The sequence below is a fragment of the Ornithinibacillus halotolerans genome (assembly GCF_014637405.1).
In the GTDB taxonomy this organism is placed as follows: Bacteria; Bacillota; Bacilli; order Bacillales; family Amphibacillaceae; genus Ornithinibacillus; species Ornithinibacillus halotolerans.
This window is the reverse complement of sequence record NZ_BMEY01000011.1, coordinates 1-21,462: the sequence shown is the minus strand read 5'-3', so window position 1 is coordinate 21,462 and position 21,462 is coordinate 1. Positions and strand designations below refer to the sequence as shown.

Below are 21,462 nucleotides of genomic sequence, written 5' to 3'. Positions count from 1 at the left end.
TCTCTCAGGTGTCAGGCACCACCCGAAATTTGTTGTTTTATGTCGAAGAAAGAACGAACATGCTTATTGGAAAATAATGAAAATGAATAATAAATATATAAAATTTATAGTATAATAAATATAAATAAATATATCGGACGCAGATTACGAGAGACCATTGTACACTACATGTTTTTAGAGTGTTTATGGTCTCTTTTTTCATCTGCAATTTGTGAACTAGTCGTGAATACATAACGAGATAAGGAGTGGTTTATTCATGTTTTCGAGTGTGCAAAGAGCGGATATTAAACAGAAATTGAAGGGAGAGTCTCTTGATTTACTAGTCATTGGTGGTGGCATAACCGGTGCAGGTATTGCGTTAGATGCAGTAACTAGAGGGATGAAAGTTGGACTAGTCGAAATGCAAGATTTTGCTGGAGGAACATCTAGTCGATCAACAAAACTTGTTCATGGCGGACTCCGCTATTTAAAACAATTCGAAATAAAAGTTGTCGCAGAGACAGGAAAAGAACGCGCCATTGTCTATGAAAACGGGCCACACGTTACAACCCCAGAATGGATGATGTTACCTTTTTATAGTGGAGGTACATTTGGACCGTTTATGACTAATATTGGCTTACGTGTCTATGACTTTCTCGCAGGTGTGAAAAAGACTGAACGGAGAACAATGTTTAGTCCCGATGAAGCGATCAAACGAGAGCCGTTACTAAATGCAGAAGGCTTAAAAGGTGCAGGTTATTATGTCGAATATAAAACAGATGATGCTCGTTTAACGATTGAAGTAATGAAAAAAGCGGTGGAAAAAGGTGCGTTAGCATTAAATTATATGAAAGTAACTAACTTAATTTATGAAAATAACAAAGTAATTGGAATAGAAGTAGAGGACCAAATAGATGGGTCGATCGAACAATTTTTTGCAAAGAAAATCGTCAATGCAGCAGGGCCTTGGGTAGATAGCTTACGAGAACTAGATAACTCGAAAAAAGGTAAGTATCTTCATCTGACGAAAGGAATTCATCTTGTCTTTGATGGAAAAAGGTTCCCATTGAAACAAGCGATTTATTTCGATACGCCTGATGGTCGAATGGTCTTTGCTATTCCTCGCGAGGGTAAAACATATGTTGGTACGACAGATACCGTGTATACTGGAGATATAGCAAATCCAAAAATGACAGTAGAAGACAGGGATTATGTGTTACGAGCGATCGATTATATGTTTCCTAACGTGAATATCAAACCAGAAGATGTGGAATCAAGTTGGGCAGGATTACGTCCGCTGATCCATGAAGAAGGAAAAGACCCATCAGAAATTTCTCGGAAAGATGAAATTTTTGTTTCCGATTCTGGTTTCATTTCTATTGCTGGAGGCAAGTTGACAGGTTATCGGAAAATGGCAGAAAGTATTGTCGATTTGGTCTGTAACCAATTGCAAGAAGAAGATGGTCGCTCATTCCCGAATACACAAACAAAGAATTTACGAATTTCTGGTGGTGATGTGGGCGGGTCACAAGGGTTTGAAAAGTTTAAAGAAGAAAAAGTATCCGAAGGTGTAAAACTTGGCATCGATCATGAAGTTGCTTCAGAACTCGTAAAAAGATACGGGTCAAACGTCGATATTATCTTTGAATTGTACCAACAAGATGTACAAAATGAACAAACAATGGAGATGGATCGAACCGTTCTTGCGATGCTTCGTTATGCCATTGAATATGAACTAGCATATAAACCAGTTGATTTCTTTATTCGCCGTACTGGTGCATTATTCTTTAATATGAAATGGGTTCAACAATATAAAGAACAAGTGATTACTTATATGGCGAGCGTTTTTAATTGGTCAGCGGACCAAAAAAGTTCTTATACAGAAGAATTGGAACAATGTATTTATAATGCAACTCATCCGACTGAGTAAAGATGTGTTACTCAGTTATACACTATGATAAAATATGAAGGACTTTTGTAAAAAATTGGAAAAGAGGTAAGCAAATGATTTCTAGTTTGGATGGAAAAGTAGTCTTAAATAATGGGGTTGAAATGCCTGGTTTTGGTTTAGGGGTATACAAAGTAGATGATGGTATTTCTGTGTTTCAAACAGTAAGAACAGCGATCGAATATGGTTATCGTAGTATTGACACAGCTTCCTTTTATCAAAATGAACAAGGTGTCGGTCAAGCGGTAAGAAAATCTGGAATTCCCCGTGAGGAATTATTTATTACATCAAAAGTATGGAACACGCAGCAAGGCTATGAAGAAACATTACAAGCATTTGAGGAGAGTCTTGAAAAGCTAGGTTTGGATTATTTAGATCTTTATCTTGTCCATTGGCCAGTCCGTGGAAAGTTTGTTGATACGTATCGTGCGCTGGAGAAATTGTATCAAGATGGAAGAGTCCGCGCAATTGGTGTTAGTAATTTCCATATTCATCATCTAGAAGAATTACTTGCATCATGTACGATAAAACCAGTTGTAAACCAGGTTGAATATCATCCACACCTGACTCAAGTAGAATTAAAAGCTTTCTGTGAAAAGAATAATATTCAATTAGAAGCTTGGTCTCCATTAAAACGAGGAAGATTATTAGACGAACCTACTCTCGTTGAAATTGGTAAAAAATATGGCAAGTCACCAGCACAAGTAATCCTTCGCTGGGATATTCAAAATCATGTGATTACTATACCAAAATCTACAAATGTCCAACGAATAAAAGAAAATGCAAATATCTTTGATTTTGAACTGACAGAAGAAGAAATGAATCGCATTGATGACTTGAATATAAATGATCGATCTGGATCTAATCCAGATGATTTTTAAACTTAAATTATAGATAGCGCATGTAAATTGCCCCGGTACTTATGCTTTGCTATAGTACCGGGCGATTTAACTTCAGTTTGGCAGATTATCCTAAAATACGGACGATTCAACCCCAGTTTGGCAGATTAATCCGAAATAACGGGCGATTTGATCCCAGTTTGGCAGATTTTCCAAAATAACGGGCGATTCAATCCCAGTTTGGCAGATTTTCCAAAATAACGGTCGATTCAATCCCAGTTTGGCAGATTATCCGAAATAACGGGCGATTCGATCCCAGTTTGGCAGATTATCCAAAATAACGGTCGATTCAATCCCAGTTTGGCAGATTATCCGAAATAACGGGCGATTCCACCCCAGTTTGGCAGATTAATCTAAATTTCGGTCGATTCACCCCCAGTTTGGCAGATTAATCTAAAATACGGGCGATTCCACCCCAGTTTGGCAGATTAATCTAAATTTCGGGCGATTCACCCCCAGTTTGGCAGATTATCCAATATAACGGGCAATTCAACAATTCTCTTCCCCTCACCCCAACGTCTTCAACCCAAAATGATCAAGTAGTTCATTCACTTTAAACCGGTCAAAAATTTCCTTCTCAAAACAGAATCGAATGACTAGATCAAATTTATTACTTTCAGATAAAGCAAAGCCAGCAGCATTTAGTAGTTTATCCGTTTCTTTTAGTGATAGTTTTATGGCTAATGCAAGTGTAATGACGGTTGGTTTCGTTGGTTGGTAACTTGGATTGGAACGGATTTTTGAAAAATGCCTTCGATCAATTCCAGCACTTTTATAAATAGTCGTATCAAGTTCTCCAGTTTTATCGATGTATGTTAGTAATAATTCCTGAAAAGTAGGCTGTAATTTGCTATCTAGAAAATCTTCTATCTCTACTTCACTTTGAAGACTTTCTAAATGGGCCTCATTTACCATTTTCTCCAAAACGACAATCTCATTTAAATGAATCTCGATATAATTTTCTAACTCCTGAATCAATGTTGGATTCGCCAAAATACTTCCCCCCTAATTGTCGCTTCAGAGGCGACCACTCGATGTTAGATATCTTTTATTATTATATCATGCTAATGAAATAGGAGGATGGTCGTTATGAAAACAGAAATAATCTTCTTGCTTGATCGAAGTGGGTCAATGGCTGGGTTGGAAAAAGATACAATAGGGGGTTTTAATGCATTAATTAAGAAGCAATGTCAGCTAGAGGGAGAGACATTAGTTACTACAGTTTTGTTTGATAATTACTATGAATTATTATGGGATGGAATACAGGCTGAAAAAGTACGATTAACGGAAGAGGAATATTTCGTTCGTGGTTCTACGGCATTGTTGGATGCAATTGGGAAAACGATTGTCGATGTAAACTACCGCATAACGAATGCTAGACCTCATGAAAAGCCGGATAATGTATTGTTTGTTATAACAACAGATGGCTTAGAAAATTCCAGTAAGGAATACCGTTATGGAAAAATCCAAGAAATGATTCGGAAACAGCAAGAGAACCATGGTTGGGAATTTATTTTTCTTGGCGCTAATATCGATGCTGCGAAAGAAGCTAGTCATCTCGGAATTGAAGTAGAGCATGCAAAAAGTTTTGAAGCAACAAGTGTTGGTGTTGAAGTCATGTTTGATACGATTCATGAGGAGATTTCGATGAGAAGGAATAAATAAGAAATAGACCTTACTGCTTTGTACCTATGCAGTAAGGTCTATTTGTATAAATTAAATCTTTCATTTATATCATAAATAAAAAATTAAAAGATTATATATAGACAAGAGCAATTTTTTACCATAATTATGTAAGCGTCTACCACTAAGCTAATTTTTAAAAGGAGTGATTACATTGAAAAGGAATTATTGGAACAAAAGCATGCTGTTATTCATTCTTATCGTAGGTCTAGGTATCTTTTTAGCAGCATGTTCAAGTGAGAGTGATGGAGAAAATTCTGATACTAATGTACATGAATTTGACTTCTCGCACTTTTTTCCACCTACTCATTTTATGGAGGAGGAAGTTAAATCCTTCGCAGCGGAACTGGAAGAAAAGACAGAAGGACGAATTAAAATTACGACATACCCTGGTGCATCATTAGCAGCTCCGGATGAACAGTTTGATGCAGCTGCAACGGGTTCAGTAGATTTTGCTTTAAGTGTACATGGTTACACACCTGGTGAGTTTCCGTTAACATCGGTAATGGAACTTCCGTTTATGGCAAAGAACGCTGTTTCTGGTTCAGAGAATTTATGGAAACTGATGAATGAATTTGAAGAATTTGATGCGGAATATGAGGGGACTGTCCCCCTATGGCTTTACACAACGGATCCTGGGCAACTTTATACGGTGGATAAACCAGTGAAAAGTATTGAAGATTTAAAGGGAATGAAAATCCGTTCACCCTCTCCAGAAACGAGTGAGTGGTTAGAGGCATTAGGTGCGACACCTGTTTCAATGCCAATGAATGAAAACTTCGAAGCATTAGAGCGAGGTGTTGTCGATGGGACAATTGCACCGTGGGAAGCGGTGAAGACATGGGGACTAGATGAAGTCATTAATTATGCGACTGTTGGAAACTTCTATTCTACGACGATGTTCGTTGTCATGAATGAGGATGCGTTTGATAGTTTAAGTGAGGAAGATCAAGAGACATTAATGGAACTTGCCGGAGAACGAATGGCAAAGAAGACCGGAGAAGTATTTGATCAATTTGGAGCAGAAGCGGTCGAACAGGCTAAAGAAAAAGGTGTCGAAATCTATGAATTATCCGAAGTAGAATTGGCAGAATGGAGCGAATATATTAATCCAACGATAGAAAATTGGATTAATAATGTGGAAGGCAAAGGGTTACCAGGTCAGAAGGTTTATGACCGAGCAGTTGAATTAAGTGGTAATTAGGTAGGAGTGACATGCTAATGTCTGAGCAATATTCAAAACCAGAAAAAATATTAAATAAAATAGTGGATATTCAACAAGTATTAGCAAATGGAGTACTTTTGTTTATGATGGCCATTATTACTTTCGATGTAATTGGTAGAAATCTCTTTAAAAGTCCGTTAAAAGGAACTTATGAAATGACGGAACTTAGTTCAGCGCTACTTGTATTTTTAGCATTGGCTATTACCCATCGAGTTGGTGACCATATAAAAATAGATTTTTTAGTTGATCACTTCTCAGAAAGAGTTAGAAAGTTCCTTTTCGGTAGTATTGAGATTGTCATTACAGTTGTATTGCTTTTAATGTCTAATCATATTTTTGAAAATGGACTTCGTATGATGGAGCGAAATTCTACCACAACGGATTTAGGTCTACCTGTTTATCCATTTTTATTTATTATATCCTTTACACTCCTTATATTCATGCTAACATCCGTTTTCAAAGCGATTACCTATTTCCGATTGGCGGTGAGTGAGAAATGAGCCCAGAAATGATTGGAGTTATTGGGATAATAGCCCTGTTGTTGTTGTTTATGCTTCGTGTTCCAGTGGCTGTCTCACTTATTGTCGTTGGGACTGTTGGATTAGCATGGATCCGTGGGTGGGACGCTGCCTTCGTACAATTAGGAACAACACCGTTTTCCACTGCTAGCTCCTACAGTTTAAGTGTCATACCTTTATTTATCTTAATGGGGATGTTCCTCTCCTATAGTGGCTTTGGAAGGGATTTATATACTGCTGTTGATGCGTGGATTGGACATATTCGAGGTGGTCTTGCAATGACGACGATTGGTACAAGTGCGTTATTTTCAGCTATTTCAGGATCGGTCAATGCAACGACAGCAACGATGGCCAGAATCTCTCTTCCGGAAATGAAAAAATATAACTATGATGATGCCCTTTCTACGTCGAGTGTTGCAGCAGGTGGGACGTTAGGGATCCTAATCCCACCTAGTGTTATTCTAGTCTTGTATGGGATTTTAACGATGGAACCAATTGGAAAACTGCTTATTGCAGGGATTCTTCCTGGTATTCTTCAGATGGTGTTGTTTATGCTTGCTATTTATTTTTTAGTGCGAAGAAAGCCAGGCATTGCACCCGTAACTCAAAAAAAACCATTATCAATCAAACTAAGATCATTAACATATGTTTGGCCGTTTGTATTGTTATTTGCACTTAGTATTGGTGGAATATATTTTGGATATTTTACACCGACAGAAGCGGGTGGAGTAGGAGCTTTTGGCGCTTTTATATTAACGATTATTACGAGGCGATTAAGTTGGAAAGATTTTCAACAATCACTAAGTGAAACAACTAGATTAACCGCAGCCATTTTCTTTATCATCATTGGGGCAGATATTTTTAGTAAGTTTCTTGCCCTTAGTACGATTCCAGTGAAAATCACTCAGTTGGTATCGGGTCTTGCTTTACCAGCGATTTGGATTATGGTGATTATTTTATTCGTATATTTAATCTTAGGATTGTTTTTAGAAGGAATTGCAATCTTTGTATTAACACTACCTGTCGTCTATCCGTTGATAACCATGCTCGGTTTTGATGGAGTCTGGTTTGGAGTTGTCATGATATTAGTCATGAATATTGGATTACTAACCCCACCAATGGGATTGAGTGTATACATTATCAGTGGGGTAGCAAAGGATGTACCGACACAACGAATATTTAAAGGTGTTATCCCGATGTTAGCCATGATGGTACTATGTTTAATACTTATTGTCATATTCCCAGAAATTGTTACGTTTTTACCGGAATTGATGCGATGAAGCGTAGAACAATACCTACGCTTCATTTTTTTATGAGTGTAAAAAAATGCTAGTTTTTTTCTGGTTCCGGGCCTCTTTTGAAAGTAATCTCCTTTACTCTACACATACTTGTGATAGAGTTCACTATTTACAAAAAATAATATTGTAGTGTAAAATAAACTAGTGATTGTTCTATCCTTCACATATTAACTTGCAATCTAGTATATAGACTAGATAAACGTATTGCTACGATAACCAACAACTTTTCTTTCAAATTCCTCATCGTCGTTAATTTATCATGAATCGAAGATATTTAAATATACACAGCTCATAAGAAGTATCTTAATAGTTTTTCCTTGCCTATGGACATACGGATCAACTTACAACTTAGAAGGTAGGGTGAATAGATGAAAAAATTTAAATTAAGTTTAGCTAGCCAAATTTTTATCGGTTTAATTCTAGGAATCATTATTGGTGGGGTATTCTACGGAAGTGAAACGGCACAAAGTATTTTACAACCATTTGGTGATTTATTTATTCGACTGATTAAAATGATTGTTGTACCTATCGTTTTATCTAGTATTATTGTGGCTGTTGCTGGTGTAGGGGATTTAAAGTCTGTTGGTAAATTAGGTGCGAAATCACTCACTTATTTTATTGTTATGACACTTGTAGCAATCGCAATTGGATTAATATCCGCTAATATATTCCAGCCTGGTGCTGGCTTAAATATGGACAAGCTAGAACAGAGTGATATTTCAGGCTATGTACAAACATCTGAAGATCAGGAAGGTAAGTCGATAACAGATACGCTCTTGCACATTGTACCGACAAATCCAGTACAAGCAATGGTAGAAGGGGATATGCTTGCCATTATATTCTTCTCCGTCGTATTTGGCCTAGGAGTTGCTGCCATTGGTGAAAAAGGTAAACCTGTTCTGCGGGTCTTCGAAGGTGTAGCCAATGCGATGTTTTACGTCACAAACTTATTTATGAAATATGCACCGGTTGGTGTCTTTGCATTGATTGGCGTAACGATTTCTAAGTATGGTTTTGCTTCCCTTGTTCCACTAGGTAAATTAACAATCACTGTATACGGAACAATGATTTTCTTCGTCATTGTTGTGTTAGGATTAATGGCGAAATTTATTGGAGTTAATATCTTTAAACTATTGAAAATGATTAAAGAAGAATTATTACTTGCATTTTCTACGGCAAGTTCCGAAACGGTTCTACCAAGAATTATGGATAAAATGGAAAAAGCAGGTAGTCCAAAGCATGTTGCAACATTTGTTATTCCGACCGGATATTCGTTCAATCTGGACGGTTCAGTTCTTTATCAAGCAGTTGCTTCTATTTTCATTGCCCAAATGTATGGAATTGAATTATCGATTGTACAGCAAATTACGCTTATGCTTGTGTTAATGGTAACATCGAAAGGAATGGCAGGAGTACCTGGAGTGTCCTTCGTTGTACTATTAGCAACATTTAGTACGATTGGCTTACCAGCAGAAGGTCTTGCTTTTATCGCTGGGATTGATCGTATTCTAGATATGGGACGTACGGCAGTGAATGTTGTCGGAAATTCATTAGCTGCTCTTGTCATAGCAAAATGGGAAGGACTGTTTAATCCTCCTGTAGAAAAAGTCGTAACTTCAGAAACGGTTACGGCAGAAGTAAATTAGTAGAGAGCTTTAAGCAGAGGACGAACCGAGAAGTGTGGTTCGTCCTTTTCATCCCTATTTATCTTCTTAAAAGAATTAGGAGACAAGATGATAGATATATAGTACGATATGTTAGATGTTTTATTATGCTTAACTAAAAGGTGATGTTATGAGGAAAAAAGATGATACATTAAAAGAATTAGAGCAGCTACTGCAAGAAATGAAAAAAGGACAAGCAGAAAGTGCAGCTACTCTAGCATTGGGGCAAAAGAAAGTGAAAAGCTCTAGTGCTTCTCGTAAGTTATTTAAATTATTTTTCCGTTTTTGGGGTGTAAAATTATTATTAGTTATTCTCCTTCTTGGTGTAATCGTAGCTGGCAGTGTATGGGCATTCTCTGGAAGTACATTTAAAAAAGAGACAACTAGCTACGTGGAGCAAGTACAAGATTTAGCAACACTAGCAACAGCTCAAGCACATTTAAAAATCGTAATTGAACAAGAGGATAATAAATTATTTGGAAAAGAAATCTCCTTTAATTTTCCTGGCTCAAAACGAGAAATTTTAGTCATCGTTCCAGCAACTGTTATTGCTGGGATTGATTTAAAAGCGTTGAGCGAAGAAGATATAAAGGTGGATGAACAACAAAAGGTAATCAAATTATCAATACCACATGCAACAATTATCGAAGAACCAGTTATTTATATGGATGATGTACAGACCTTCTCTGACGAAGGATTATTCCGAGGTGAAGTTAAATGGGTAGAAGGATATGACCTTGTAGCAGAAGCACAAAAACAAGCTGCAGAAGAAGCGATAGAAGTAGGTTTGTATGAAACAGCTGAGAACAATGCCAAGAAAGTCCTACAAGAGTTCTTTAGTACGATGGGATATACGTTAGAGATAACGATGGTAAATGAATAATCCCCACTATGCGCGTAAATCGTAGTGGGGATTTTCTCTGCTTATACTAACTCCAATCTCTAACTTCTAAATAGTCCTTTAATTTAATCACTTGATCTTTATAAATAAACTTTCCAAGTCTACCAAACAAAGTAGTTATTATAGAGTGATAAAGATTGCTTGGGATAATTGATGATTCCATGACTAGTCGTGTTCCATTATCTTCACTACCTAAATAATAACGAGTGTATGCTTGACCTTCTTTAGAATATCCTACCATTACTATCTTGTGAGGAGCTTCGTACTCAAGCAATTCAATGTCTACTTTAACCACTTTCTTTTCAAACTGTTGAACCGACGTAAATCTCTCGCCAACTTCGTTTGTTTTCTGTCCCTTCTCATAGATGTTCTCTATGAAATAATCATTCCAATACTTGATTTTCTCATCATCATCTAAATAATCAAAAACAACTTCGATTGGTGCTTCAATAAATTCTTCTAAGCGGAATAATAGTTTCTCTTTCATACGTTCCCTAACTTTCTCTATTATGATAATTATCTTAATTTATTATACTTTGCAATCCAAGTACTGTCACTATGTAATGAGGCTAATTGGTTATTTAAATAGAAATAGTGGAACAATCGAGTCGGACTAATTTATAATGATAGAATTGACAGGAAGGAAGTTGTTACATGAAAAAAGTATTTTCTATCATAATCGTTATCTTCTGGATGGCGTTAATATTTTTCTTTTCCCATCAGCCGGGTGAGCAATCTGGTGAATTAAGTGATGGGATAACTGCCATGTTAATTGGAATGTTGCATGTCGTCATTCCTGGGGCGGAAGATATCATCACTGGTTTATTTATTAGAAAGCTAGCTCACTTCTCTGTATATTTCATGCTTGCTATATTACTGATGAATGCATTTCGTTGTTTTCAAGTTACTGTTAAGAAAAGTATTATCCCAGCGTTCATCATTTCGGTTTTGTACGCTATTTCTGATGAAGTTCACCAAGCGTTTATTCCAGGTCGAGGGCCTCAGGTGACCGATGTCTTATTAGATAGTGCAGGAGCATTGGTCGGTATAGGAGTCTATTGCGCCCTATTACATATATTTACTAGAAAAAGGTACTCGGGCAATAACGTAAGATAGTGATTTCTGTCACAGTAAGTTTCATTTATATCCAATACAATGAAGGTAAGTAATCAATTGGAGGGATTTAAGTGAAATTTACTGTTGAACATACACCAGCAAATATTGTGAAGGTTTTCCCAAAATCGAGTGATTTATTTAAAAAGTACCGAATTGATTTTTGTTGTGGGGGAAATCGTCCATTACAAGAAAGCTTTGCAGAGAAGGACTTGGAACCTCAAGTCGTTTTAGACGAATTAAATGCTAGCTATGAAGAATGGAGCAAGGAAGATCATGAAGTTGTCGATTGGGATGCAAAATCTTTATCTGACATTATTGATCATATTAGACACACATATCATGCTCCTTTAATGGAAGAACTACCAGCACTTGGCCAGTTTGTGACAAAGGTTTATTCTAGACATGGTGGGACCCACCCAGAATTAAAAGAATTATACCGTATATACAATGACTTCAAGGTGGAAATGGAAGAGCATACGATTAAAGAAGAAAATGAAGTCTTTCCATTAATGAAAGAATACGAGATTAACCCTAGCGAAGAATTATTAGAGCGAATCCGTATTGCTAATGGTGGCCTAGAAGATGACCATGATGGTGTTGGGAACATGTTAAAAGAAATGCGAAAGATTACTGGAGACTTTATCCCACCGATTGATGCGTGTGGAGCATACCGTATAACTTATGCAAGACTTGCAGAACTAGAAGAAGATACATTCCAACATATCCATTTAGAAAATAACATCTTATTCAAAAGATTGTAGATTTAAAAGGGGGACTGTCCCCCCAATTCTTTTTACTTGTCTGTTCATTATTTTTTATGCTAGTATAGTAGATAATTTCATATGAACCTTGTCATTCGATGAGGTAGAGGTGCGAATAAGAAGAGTAAGCAATCGGAGTATGACATCGATGAGGATTGCTGAAAGGGTTATTTGCCGAAGCGTAATAGAAGTCAAGTCTATTATCCGCTGGGGTGTCTGCTGAATAAGAGGCACACTGTCATGCAATGTTTTTTGTGCATGGAGAACTACTGATCAGGATGGAGGATAACGTTAATTGTGTATAAAGCAATGGTAGGTTATTTTCCTATCATTGCTTTTTTGTATGTTTAGGTCGATAAGAAGTCGCTTGCTGAAATTGACCTTACTACAAATTCCCCAATGACTACATCTCTATTCATTCCGTTTCCCATGCACACCCTTTAAATATTATCAAAGAAAAGGATGTGCATCATGAGTAATACTTCAGTAAAAAAACAGAAAAAATTTGAATTCCCCCATGGTTTTGTCATTTTATTTATTCTAATGGTTTTAACAGCTGCTGTGACATATCTTGTCCCTGCTGGTCAATATGAGCGAGTTACCGATGCCAATGGACGTACTTTAGTTGTTGATGGTACATACGAATCCATTGAATCCAATCCAACTGGTTTGCTAGATTTATTTAATGCACTACATACTGGAATGGTAGATGCAGCACCAATTATATTCTTTATCTTTATTGTTGGCGGTTCTTTTGGAATTTTACAAGCGACAAATACAATTGAATCTGCTTTTGGTTCGCTTACGAAAAAGTTAGCTGGAAAAGAAATTTTACTTATTCCGGTCGTCATGCTATTTTTAGCTGTTTCTGGTGGAACTTGGGGGATGGCAGAAGAAGTTATTCCATTTATTTTAATCGCAATTCCACTGGCTATTAGAATGGGCTTTGATTCCATTACTGGAACAGCAATGATTTTAACCGGTGTATATGCAGGGTTTGGATCCGCATTTATGAACCCATTTACGGTTGGAGTTGCACAAGGGATTGCCGGCTTGCCAACGTTCTCAGGTATGGGAGTACGGTTTGTCTTTTGGTTTATCTTTGTTGGAGTTACCATTCTATATGTCATGAATTACGCGAGAAAAGTGAAAAAGAATCCGAAGCTAAGCTTAATGTATGAAGAAGATTTGAAACGAGAAACGAGTATCGCAAAGCAACAAACATTATCAAAAAGACAAGTAGCAATTCTAATTGTTCTTGCGCTTACAGTAATTGGACTTGCATTAGGAGTTATTCTAGAAGGATGGTATGTCACAGAAATTGCATCTCTATTCCTTATCATGGGAATCATTGTTGGATTCATTGCCAAAATGCGAATGAACCAAATTGCTCAAGCCTTTGTTAAAGGTTGTGAGGAAATGGTTATGGGAGCACTTATTGTTGGATTTGCTTACGGTATTTTGGTAATCTTACAAGATTCGAATACAATTGATACAATACTTTTCTATGTTTCTAGCTTAGTAGCAGAACTTCCTACATACCTTTCTGCAATGGGAATGTACGGTGTGCAAAGTCTATTAAACTTTATTGTCCCATCTGGAAGTGGTCAAGCAGCAATCAGTATGCCGATTTTAGCACCACTTGGCGATTTGGTTGGTGTTAGTCGACAAACGGCAGTTCTCGCTTTCCAATATGGTGATGGAATTTCGAATATATTAACACCAACAGCTGGTGTCCTTATGGCGTCTCTTGCTCTCGCAAAAATCCCTTGGATAAAATGGGTGAAATGGGCACTGCCACTTATTCTTATTCAATATGCATTAGGTGCTGTGTTCATTATGATAGCACACTTATTTATTTGGTAAATTATCTGGTGACGAGGCTGGGACATAACTATTTCTTAAAGGAATAAAACCGAACATTAAAGTTAGCGCATCTAACCCGCCCCGGAAATATACTGCGCTTTCCGTGGGCGGCTGGTGAGCCTCCTCAGAGCTATCGCTCTTGCGGGGTCTCACCGATGCCTTTCCTCCCACAGGAGTCTCCGTATATTTCCGGGGCTAAAGTGTTTATTGTTCGTAATTTACAGTCTCTAATTGAGTTATGTCCCATTCTCATCACCCTAAAAGAAACGGGAGGCATTTATATGATTGAAAATTTATTTACTAGATTACAAGAAATATTTCCGGAATTAGTCGAGATTCGTAGGGATTTACATATGTATCCTGAATTGTCCCATGAAGAAGTACGTACTCCTAATAAAATTGCTGAATACCTAAATAATTTAGGCATAGAGGTTCAAACTGGAGTAGGAGGACGTGGTGTAGTAGGTACATTAATTGGTGGAAAGCCTGGAAGAACGATTGCATTACGAGCAGACTTTGATGCATTACCAATTCATGAAGAAACAGATGTCCCATATAAATCACAAGTACCAGGTGTGATGCATGCTTGTGGTCATGATATTCATACAGCTACACTATTAGGTGTTGCAAAAGTACTAAGTGAAGTGAGAGAAGAGATTCCCGGTACAATAAAGTTTATTCATCAGTTTGCTGAAGAAGCTACACCAGGTGGAGCGAAGCCAATGATTGAAGATGGTTGTCTTGATGGTGTTGATGTAATTTATGGTGCTCATGTATGGTCTACAGATGAACTTGGTAAAGTTGGTATAAAGGAAGGATATGCTTCCTCTGCACAAGATGACTTTAATATCGTGATTCATGGAAAAGGAGGTCATGGTTCTCAGCCACATCTAACTGTTGATCCCCTTGTAACAGGTAGTCAATTAGTAGTGAATCTACAACAAATTGTTAGTCGCAGAGTTGATCCATTACAAGCGGCAGCAGTAACAGTAGGGTCATTTGTTAGTGGAGAAGCTAACAATGTAATTCCGGATAGTGCTGTAATCAAAGGGACCGTCGTACATTTGATGAAGAAGCTCGTACGATTATTGAAGAAGCATTGGAAAATGTAACTCGTGCAACATGTACGGCCAATGGTGCAACAGTAGATTTCGAATATATTAAAGATTGTCCGTCTATGTATAATGACCCTATAGAAACAAAGCATGTTGTAGAAGTAGCCAACAATTTAGTCGGTAGTGAAAACGTCATAACTGGAATTCCGATGATGGGAAGTGAAGACTTTGCATTTTATCAAAAAGAAATTTCAGGGGTTTATTTCACAGTAGGGGGGAGAAATGAAGAAATAAATGCAATCTATCCCCACCATCATCCAAAGTTCAATGTAGACGAACGTGCAATGATCGAGATCGGGAAAATGTTTATTTCTTTAGTGATGGAATAGTACCAACAGAGGTTGGAACATAACTTTATTAAAGGTAGTAAGTTAAAAACAATCACCATATTTCCGGGGCGGGTTAGAAGCACTAACTTTAAAGTTGATTTTAACCTGCGAGGAATAGTTATATCCAACCTCTTTATTACTATATTAACTCCTTAAAACAGTTGAATTACTAAGAGCTGTTTTCCCAAATACTTTCTTTACCGTTATCGGGACAACTAAGACGATAATTAATATTCGTACAAGCTGCAAGGAACTAACAATTGCGGGATCTGCCCCAATGTTATATGCCGTCAATACCATTTCGAAAAAGCCTCCAGGAGCCATACCAAGAATTGCGGTCTTTACATCTAAAGAAGTACTTGCACCAAGTACAATTCCGAAGCTAATGGAAATAGCAATTATCGTCAATGATAGAAGGAAATAAATAACGGAATATTTCCCGCCAATTTTCAAATCTTGAAAGAGTATATTTTTACCGATACTTGCACCGACAGCTATTTGCCCTGCACTCATTAAGATTGGAGGGATAGATGCTAATTCCAGTGGGCTAATATTTAGTAAGGCAGTTACACCAAGCGCACCAATAATAATCCCTGCTGGAATTTTATCTCGTAAGTATAAGGCTGCCAAGACTGGAATGATATATATCAAATAATGAATAGCTGGCACTTGTACCACTTCTATTGATTCCTGTTGAAGAACGCCCACATTAGTATTTCCCCAAAAGAAAAACATCAGTGTCGGAATAGTAAATAAAACTGTCACTAATCGGATTGTTTGATAGATTACTACTAAAGCAGTTTTTCCTCGTAAAGAATCACTCGTTGCCGCCATTTCCGGTAAACCGCCTGGAATACAGGAAAGTACGCTTGTGATTTTATCTATCTTTATCCATCGTGTAACGAGCACTCCAAGCATTATACAAACGAAAATGAATAGACTAGTGATAATGATATAAGGAATAATAAATGGTAAGACAGCTTTAAATGTATCAAGTGTAAAGTAAAGCCCAAAATATACGCCAAGGATAATAAAACCTAAATTACGGACGAAATCTGGGATAAATAATTTTCTTTTTGTAAAACCCTGCCACAGAATAACGAAGGTTAGAGGACCGAGCACCCATGGTAAAGGCGTATGTAATAAGTAGAAAAGAAAACCACCACTAACTGCTATTAGAGTAGATTCCAAGAATAAAAGCGTAGATTTAAATGCCAAAATTAGGAACTCCTTTTGTAAGTAAAAGTCTAATAGAAACTTATCACTTATTGGGCTAAAATTCCAGTTATAAACGATATTATTTAAACATAATAAATATTAGGTAAATGTATAAATAGGTATTTCGACACTTGACAATAATTAGCTAACATGAGATACATTGGATGATAGTAAATTTTTCTATATTTTTCGTACGAAAGGGCAAATTCACTGAAAAGTGAAGACGCAAAGCTAAAGGGGCTAACGTTTCATACTATGCCAGCCAGCTACCGAAATGAATTTACCTCCGTACGATAGATACATTTATTCGAAATGGGGGAATAGAGTTGAAGTGGTTACATAAATTTATGTACTCCTATTATTCTACGATTAGTAAAGATTGTATAGATCTAGAGTATAAAATGAAATTGCAAACCCGAATGGAATACCACAATTCTAAGTTTTAATAAGAAAGGTAAACTCATATCTATTACTAGCGAAACCACAAAAATGGGATACTAGATAGATTGAGTTTACCTTTTTCATTTTAAAATATTTGTCGAAGATTTCCGGGGAAATAATCCAGTTATGTAGTTTTTATTAAGACAACTGTTTAATGATGTCGATATTATTCTAAAATTGACGTTTGCTAGTATCTAATTCAAGCTGAACCGACATGATTTTTCCATGGACTGATTCCATACCAATGATTCTAGCACCTCCACGAGCCGCATTTTTTCAATTTCAAGCAACTCCTCCTCGCTATACACTGTTCTTTGTATTCGGATAATATTATCCGTTTGCAGACTTTTCACGTAAAATCCCTCCGTTGAACGATTGCACTAATATAACTAATTATTAGTGGATATCTTTTATGTATAAAGTTATTAGCTATCATATGCTTCAAGAGCTTGTCTAATAAAAAAACATTGTAATTTTTTAGTGAAAGCTTAAATAGTAAGCAGAAATGGTGGAAAAGAGGGAGAATGTAATAATGAAGAAATGGATAACTTTTGATTTAGATGGAACGTTAATGCAAAATCCCTTTATTGGCTGGGTTTTTCCAGAAATAGTTGAAACGATTAATGATCACCTACATGATAAAAAAGATATAATGCAACTTATCTTGGAAAAACATCATGAACGAATGCGAAACAATCAAACTGTGGAAGCATATGATTGGGACGATATATTGAATGAAATTATTGTTCAATTACAGTTACCAATAACGATTAATGTACAAAAGCTTGTGCAAAAACATGCGATTGCACCAAAAGTATATACTCTTGAAGAAAATATAGTAGAACACCTACAACAATTAATTCGAAAAGGATATTCACTGGCAGTTGTCACCAATGGCTATTATAAATATCAATTTCCAGTTATGGAGGCACTGGGGTTAGAACATGTTTTTGTAGAAATAATTACACCAGAAAAAGTAGGTTTTGCTAAGCCACATCCTAACATATTACATTCGTTAGAAAGTAGTGGAAGGATTGTTGGTCATGTTGGAGATAGACTTGATCATGATATTGTTATGGCTAAACAATCTGGTGTTCTCTCTATATTTATTAACCGTAATCTACCAAGCTACCTAAAGGAGATTCCAATCGAGAAGAGGAACCAAAATGAAAAGTTTCATCAATTTTGTAAGGAAAAATGGGTAAAAGAGCAACAAGGGGAAATGGTTCCCATCTCTGAAGATTGTATTCCTGATCTTGTCGTACATTCCATCGAAGAATTAGTAGGTTATTTATCATGAAGGATTATTATTTGAAGGAGATATAGTATCATTCTTAACGAAGGTATTGCTGATTGCATTACCTTCGTTTCTTTTTAAAAAGTTTATAAGAGACAGATAGTAAAATCATAACTCCTCCAATAAATATTAGAAAACCAGTTATTAGAGACCAAAAGTTAAATTGTAATAGAAGTGGGATAAGAATTCCACTCCCTATACTCAATATGATAATAAACAGCCATCCTGGTATTAAGGTGTTATTTGTCAAAAAATCAAACTTCCTCATACTAATTGATATTAGTTGAAAAGAATAATGTTGAATTATACAATGATACCAGAGAATGCATTACAAAATCATTACACATCAGGAGGAACTATGGCAACAATTGACCTTGAAGATTCATCCATTCACTATAAAGTTCAGAATCAATCTGCATCTGAGACTATAATATTTCTGCATGGTGTTGGATTAGATCATTCTGAATTTAATTATGTTCTACCGTACTTTCAAAATTTTAAACTTGTATCCTATGATATTAGGTGGCATGGACTTTCAAAGGGATGCTTTTATGCTAATGATGAAGAAAATTGGCAAGCATTAATTAATGATTTTATAACTTTAATCGAGCAAGAGAAGATTACTAATTTTCATTTAGTTACTCATGGAATCGGTTCCCAATTAGCTGTAGAATTAATCAGTCGTGAGTTCATCAATCCTCATTCTTTCACAGTATTATCTACCCCTTTTTATTACCCGCAGAAAGTAGCAGAAGAGGGTATTAAATTTCGTATGGAAAAAATTAAAGGGATGACCGGAAGAGAATTGGGGGAGTGGATGATTCCACAAATATTGGAAACAGATAATCCGGATAAACATGAATTAGTAAAGTCGTCTTTTGAGAAAATTGATATGGATTTATATATGGATATTTTTATGCTTCATGCTCGTGCAATTTCATTGGAGAAATTAAAGAAAATTAAAGTACCAACCTTATTGTTAAATGGTGAATTTGATGTGAATTATCCTGTAGAGATTAATACGTTAAGTGCAAATTATTTACCAGATGTACGTTCGAAAATAATAGTTGGTGCATCAAATATGGTTCATATCGATCAACCGAAAGAAACAGCTATTATTATTGAAGAGTTCATTCAAAATCATCGTTATCAAAAAAGAGAAAAGAAAGTAATGCCTGATTTTCCTTATCTATCTTTATTACGTCAAGAATTACAGGAAAAAGAATTACTAGTTAGAATTGATTTCCTAACTGTATTTGAAATGCGAGTTAATGAGCGTGTTATTCAAGGGAAATGGAATCAGCGTAAAGCTAAAGAATTAATGGCTTATCTAGGTTATTATGGACGCACAACCAAGGATGTAATTTATGAGGCGCTTTGGCCAAATGCAAGTACAAGTAGCGCTCAAAATTCGTTGCGTGTTACCCTCCATCATGTACGAACATTGTTAAAAGAAGCTGGAATTGAAGATATTATTCATGCGGATACACAATATGTTTGGCTTGATGAGGGGATTGATATACGATGTGATGTCATAGAGGCGTTGAATGGTCAACGTACTATTCCGACGAATCACCTGTTTTCAGACATGCCTGTTGATTGGATAATGGAAATTCAGTATGAACTAGAGAAACGATTTGATTTAGTATAGTAGGGCATAGGCTGGAACAAAGCTTTCCTCTCAAGTTTAACCCTATACCTTACGACAAAATATTCTCCGTGCTTTATTTTCTTACTTATTGTATACTAAAAGAGACAAGATATAGTTGTCTCTTTTTTTACTATTAACGTTCTTTATAAAGAACTATATATTCTTATTAGTGAATTAAAGCGGAGGTGAGTGTTTTGCAGTTTAAGATGATTGCTAAGCGAAATGGGATGAAACGAATTATTACTGTTGATGCAGATTCTAAAGTCAAGGCTATTAAAAAATTTGAACGGTATTATCCAGGACTTCAAATTGTAGAGATTGATTATCCAGCCTCTTATTGGAATTACCAAACTAGTAACCAAAAAAGGAAGCGTGGATATTTAAAAGGTAATCTATCCCAACAAAATTCGAGCAAAATTGGAGTTTACTTATTAATCATACCAATTTTAATCCTATTAATAATTGGTTTGTATTGGAGTATTCAATCGATCTTACAAACTACCAATCATATTGCGGCAAATTCTACTTCAGCATCGGCATTTCACCACATAAGTAACTCTACCTCTAAGACTATCGAAACAACTCACCTAGATGATAGTAATGTAAGTAAACTTCGAGAGTATATCTTTACCAATAATGTAACTCAGCTAGAAACACTTTTCCAAGATGGATTAAACCCAAATATAATGTGCGATAAAACGAATACTTGTTTCATGTTGGCGACCTATACAGGTAATGTAGAGGTCGTACAGTTATTTTTATCCTATGGTACCAATCCTAATTTAATTCAAGAAGATCAAACAACGCCGCTATATACATCTATTCTGTCTGGTGATAAGGAAATGGTTAACTTACTGTTAGAAAATGGTGCAAATCCAAATCTGACTAGTAATCACAATTTAAGTCCGTACATGTTTGCGCTTGAATTAGGAAAAACAGGGATTGCAGAATCGATTAAGCGTGCGGGAGGATTATAACATTTTACGCGGGAGGGTGTTCCAAAGTGATAACATTCACATTGGGGACATACCTCCTTTACTTATGTTAAAATATACAAAATAACAGTATTAATTGAGGAGTAAAGCATGGAAAAAGAAACGAGCAATAGAGGACCCTGGATTTTTGTTCTCGTATTAACGATTATACTAATTGTAGGGCTATGGATTAATCAACCAATGAAAGAGGAAGAAGCGATAGAACATGCACTAGAAGTTGCGCCAGAAGAATATACAATGGTTAACTCTATTAAATTTATCCCAATGTCAGAGAATGAAATAGGTATGGATATTTGGTATATCGAATTGGAAAACAACCAAAAAGATGTATTAGTTCTATCTATGAATGCTAAAAATGGAAAAGTTATATATGAAACATACCGAGACAGAGAGAGATTAGAAATGATTCGGGAGTTGTAGAGGGGGAGTTCCCCCATAGCCATCAAGCTAACAGTAGGTGAGATAAGAAATGCTCACCTCTGTTAGCTTTTTGTATCTCTTCTATAAATTTACGCATGACAAAATAAGCCTCTCAAGAGACTTTGTTTTCGGAATATT

18 protein-coding genes, 1 pseudogene and 2 riboswitches are annotated in these 21,462 nt (G+C 36.2%); of the genes and pseudogenes, 16 read left to right on the top strand and 3 right to left on the bottom strand.

What is annotated here, in order from left to right; translation table 11 throughout:
* Positions 1-256 precede the first annotated feature (256 nt).
* Together IEV35_RS11625 and IEV35_RS11620 are read left to right on the top strand one after the other, a co-directional pair.
* Positions 257-1,909, top strand: coding sequence for a glycerol-3-phosphate dehydrogenase/oxidase (locus tag IEV35_RS11625; RefSeq protein WP_188384823.1), 1,653 nt, complete (start codon positions 257-259; stop codon positions 1,907-1,909).
* A gap of 74 nt (positions 1,910-1,983) precedes the next feature.
* Positions 1,984-2,808: an aldo/keto reductase gene (locus IEV35_RS11620; protein WP_188384822.1), complete on the top strand. Its 825-nt coding sequence runs from the start codon at positions 1,984-1,986 to the stop codon at positions 2,806-2,808.
* 525 nt (positions 2,809-3,333) lie between these two features.
* Here the strand turns inward: IEV35_RS11620 and IEV35_RS11615 are convergent.
* Entirely contained in the window at positions 3,334-3,819 is a 486-nt protein-coding gene (locus IEV35_RS11615) for a hypothetical protein (protein ID WP_188384821.1), read from the bottom strand.
* Positions 3,820-3,915: 96 nt separating this feature from the next.
* Between IEV35_RS11615 and IEV35_RS11610 the strand changes: the two genes are divergently transcribed.
* The 6 genes from IEV35_RS11610 to IEV35_RS11585 all read left to right on the top strand — a co-directional run bounded on the left by IEV35_RS11610 (position 3,916) and on the right by IEV35_RS11585 (position 10,097).
* The gene (locus IEV35_RS11610) at positions 3,916-4,491 is read left to right on the top strand and encodes a vWA domain-containing protein (protein WP_229740731.1); all 576 of its coding nucleotides are present in this window, start codon (positions 3,916-3,918) and stop codon (positions 4,489-4,491) included.
* A gap of 199 nt (positions 4,492-4,690) precedes the next feature.
* Positions 4,691-5,713: a TRAP transporter substrate-binding protein gene (locus IEV35_RS11605; protein ID WP_229740730.1), complete on the top strand. Its 1,023-nt coding sequence runs from the start codon at positions 4,691-4,693 to the stop codon at positions 5,711-5,713.
* 17 nt (positions 5,714-5,730) lie between these two features.
* The gene (locus IEV35_RS11600; RefSeq protein WP_188384818.1) at positions 5,731-6,234 is read left to right on the top strand and encodes a TRAP transporter small permease; all 504 of its coding nucleotides are present in this window, start codon (positions 5,731-5,733) and stop codon (positions 6,232-6,234) included.
* Positions 6,231-7,532, top strand: a complete 1,302-nt coding sequence (locus IEV35_RS11595; protein ID WP_188384817.1) for a TRAP transporter large permease — start codon at positions 6,231-6,233, stop codon at positions 7,530-7,532. Before IEV35_RS11600 ends, IEV35_RS11595 begins: the two co-directional genes overlap by 4 nt.
* A gap of 386 nt (positions 7,533-7,918) precedes the next feature.
* Positions 7,919-9,196: a cation:dicarboxylate symporter family transporter gene (locus IEV35_RS11590; RefSeq protein ID WP_188384816.1), complete on the top strand. Its 1,278-nt coding sequence runs from the start codon at positions 7,919-7,921 to the stop codon at positions 9,194-9,196.
* A 148-nt stretch (positions 9,197-9,344) separates the two neighbouring features.
* Positions 9,345-10,097, top strand: coding sequence for a DUF4230 domain-containing protein (locus tag IEV35_RS11585; RefSeq protein WP_188384815.1), 753 nt, complete (start codon positions 9,345-9,347; stop codon positions 10,095-10,097).
* Between the two features lie 46 nt (positions 10,098-10,143).
* Here IEV35_RS11585 and IEV35_RS11580 read toward each other — a convergent pair whose 3' ends face one another.
* Entirely contained in the window at positions 10,144-10,602 is a 459-nt protein-coding gene (locus tag IEV35_RS11580) for an SRPBCC family protein (protein ID WP_188384814.1), read from the bottom strand.
* A gap of 167 nt (positions 10,603-10,769) precedes the next feature.
* Between IEV35_RS11580 and IEV35_RS11575 the strand changes: the two genes are divergently transcribed.
* From IEV35_RS11575 to IEV35_RS11560, 4 genes and pseudogenes are all read left to right on the top strand, one after another.
* On the top strand, positions 10,770-11,231 hold the full coding sequence (locus IEV35_RS11575; RefSeq protein WP_188384813.1) for a VanZ family protein: 462 nt from the start codon (positions 10,770-10,772) through the stop codon (positions 11,229-11,231).
* Between the two features lie 71 nt (positions 11,232-11,302).
* Positions 11,303-11,992 (top strand): iron-sulfur cluster repair di-iron protein, encoded by a 690-nt coding sequence (gene ric / locus IEV35_RS11570; RefSeq protein ID WP_188384812.1) that lies wholly within the window; start codon positions 11,303-11,305, stop codon positions 11,990-11,992.
* A gap of 96 nt (positions 11,993-12,088) precedes the next feature.
* Positions 12,089-12,269, top strand: a riboswitch (Lysine riboswitch).
* Between the two features lie 194 nt (positions 12,270-12,463).
* Positions 12,464-13,858 (top strand): YfcC family protein, encoded by a 1,395-nt coding sequence (locus IEV35_RS11565; RefSeq protein ID WP_188384811.1) that lies wholly within the window; start codon positions 12,464-12,466, stop codon positions 13,856-13,858.
* A 281-nt stretch (positions 13,859-14,139) separates the two neighbouring features.
* A pseudogene (locus IEV35_RS11560) lies at positions 14,140-15,302 on the top strand (M20 metallopeptidase family protein).
* Positions 15,303-15,446: 144 nt separating this feature from the next.
* On the opposite strand, the gene IEV35_RS11555 reads toward IEV35_RS11560, so the two are convergent.
* On the bottom strand, positions 15,447-16,520 hold the full coding sequence (locus tag IEV35_RS11555; RefSeq protein ID WP_188384810.1) for an AbrB family transcriptional regulator: 1,074 nt from the start codon (positions 16,518-16,520) through the stop codon (positions 15,447-15,449).
* 190 nt (positions 16,521-16,710) lie between these two features.
* Positions 16,711-16,794, top strand: a riboswitch (cyclic di-GMP riboswitch).
* A 699-nt stretch (positions 16,795-17,493) separates the two neighbouring features.
* Between IEV35_RS11555 and IEV35_RS11550 the strand changes: the two genes are divergently transcribed.
* The 4 genes from IEV35_RS11550 to IEV35_RS11535 all read left to right on the top strand — a co-directional run bounded on the left by IEV35_RS11550 (position 17,494) and on the right by IEV35_RS11535 (position 21,324).
* The gene (locus IEV35_RS11550) at positions 17,494-18,261 is read left to right on the top strand and encodes an HAD family hydrolase (protein WP_188384809.1); all 768 of its coding nucleotides are present in this window, start codon (positions 17,494-17,496) and stop codon (positions 18,259-18,261) included.
* A gap of 355 nt (positions 18,262-18,616) precedes the next feature.
* Entirely contained in the window at positions 18,617-19,909 is a 1,293-nt protein-coding gene (locus IEV35_RS11545) for an alpha/beta hydrolase (RefSeq protein WP_188384808.1), read from the top strand.
* Positions 19,910-20,103: 194 nt separating this feature from the next.
* Positions 20,104-20,886 (top strand): ankyrin repeat domain-containing protein, encoded by a 783-nt coding sequence (locus IEV35_RS11540; RefSeq protein WP_188384807.1) that lies wholly within the window; start codon positions 20,104-20,106, stop codon positions 20,884-20,886.
* Positions 20,887-20,994: 108 nt separating this feature from the next.
* Positions 20,995-21,324: a hypothetical protein gene (locus IEV35_RS11535; RefSeq protein ID WP_188384806.1), complete on the top strand. Its 330-nt coding sequence runs from the start codon at positions 20,995-20,997 to the stop codon at positions 21,322-21,324.
* Positions 21,325-21,462 lie beyond the last annotated feature (138 nt).

Bases quoted from the DNA above. Each gene is read 5' to 3' on its own strand.
- IEV35_RS11625 (WP_188384823.1), top strand. From the start codon at position 257: ATGTTTTCGAGTGTGCAAAGAGCGGATATTAAACAGAAATTGAAGGGA.
- IEV35_RS11620 (WP_188384822.1), top strand. From the start codon at position 1,984: ATGATTTCTAGTTTGGATGGAAAAGTAGTCTTAAATAATGGGGTTGAA.
- IEV35_RS11610 (WP_229740731.1), top strand. From the start codon at position 3,916: ATGAAAACAGAAATAATCTTCTTGCTTGATCGAAGTGGGTCAATGGCT.
- IEV35_RS11605 (WP_229740730.1), top strand. From the start codon at position 4,691: ATGCTGTTATTCATTCTTATCGTAGGTCTAGGTATCTTTTTAGCAGCA.
- IEV35_RS11600 (WP_188384818.1), top strand. From the start codon at position 5,731: ATGTCTGAGCAATATTCAAAACCAGAAAAAATATTAAATAAAATAGTG.
- IEV35_RS11595 (WP_188384817.1), top strand. From the start codon at position 6,231: ATGAGCCCAGAAATGATTGGAGTTATTGGGATAATAGCCCTGTTGTTG.
- IEV35_RS11590 (WP_188384816.1), top strand. From the start codon at position 7,919: ATGAAAAAATTTAAATTAAGTTTAGCTAGCCAAATTTTTATCGGTTTA.
- IEV35_RS11585 (WP_188384815.1), top strand. From the start codon at position 9,345: ATGAGGAAAAAAGATGATACATTAAAAGAATTAGAGCAGCTACTGCAA.
- IEV35_RS11580 (WP_188384814.1), bottom strand. From the start codon at position 10,602: ATGAAAGAGAAACTATTATTCCGCTTAGAAGAATTTATTGAAGCACCA.
- IEV35_RS11575 (WP_188384813.1), top strand. From the start codon at position 10,770: ATGAAAAAAGTATTTTCTATCATAATCGTTATCTTCTGGATGGCGTTA.
- IEV35_RS11565 (WP_188384811.1), top strand. From the start codon at position 12,464: ATGAGTAATACTTCAGTAAAAAAACAGAAAAAATTTGAATTCCCCCAT.
- IEV35_RS11550 (WP_188384809.1), top strand. From the start codon at position 17,494: ATGAAGAAATGGATAACTTTTGATTTAGATGGAACGTTAATGCAAAAT.
- IEV35_RS11545 (WP_188384808.1), top strand. From the start codon at position 18,617: ATGGCAACAATTGACCTTGAAGATTCATCCATTCACTATAAAGTTCAG.
- IEV35_RS11535 (WP_188384806.1), top strand. From the start codon at position 20,995: ATGGAAAAAGAAACGAGCAATAGAGGACCCTGGATTTTTGTTCTCGTA.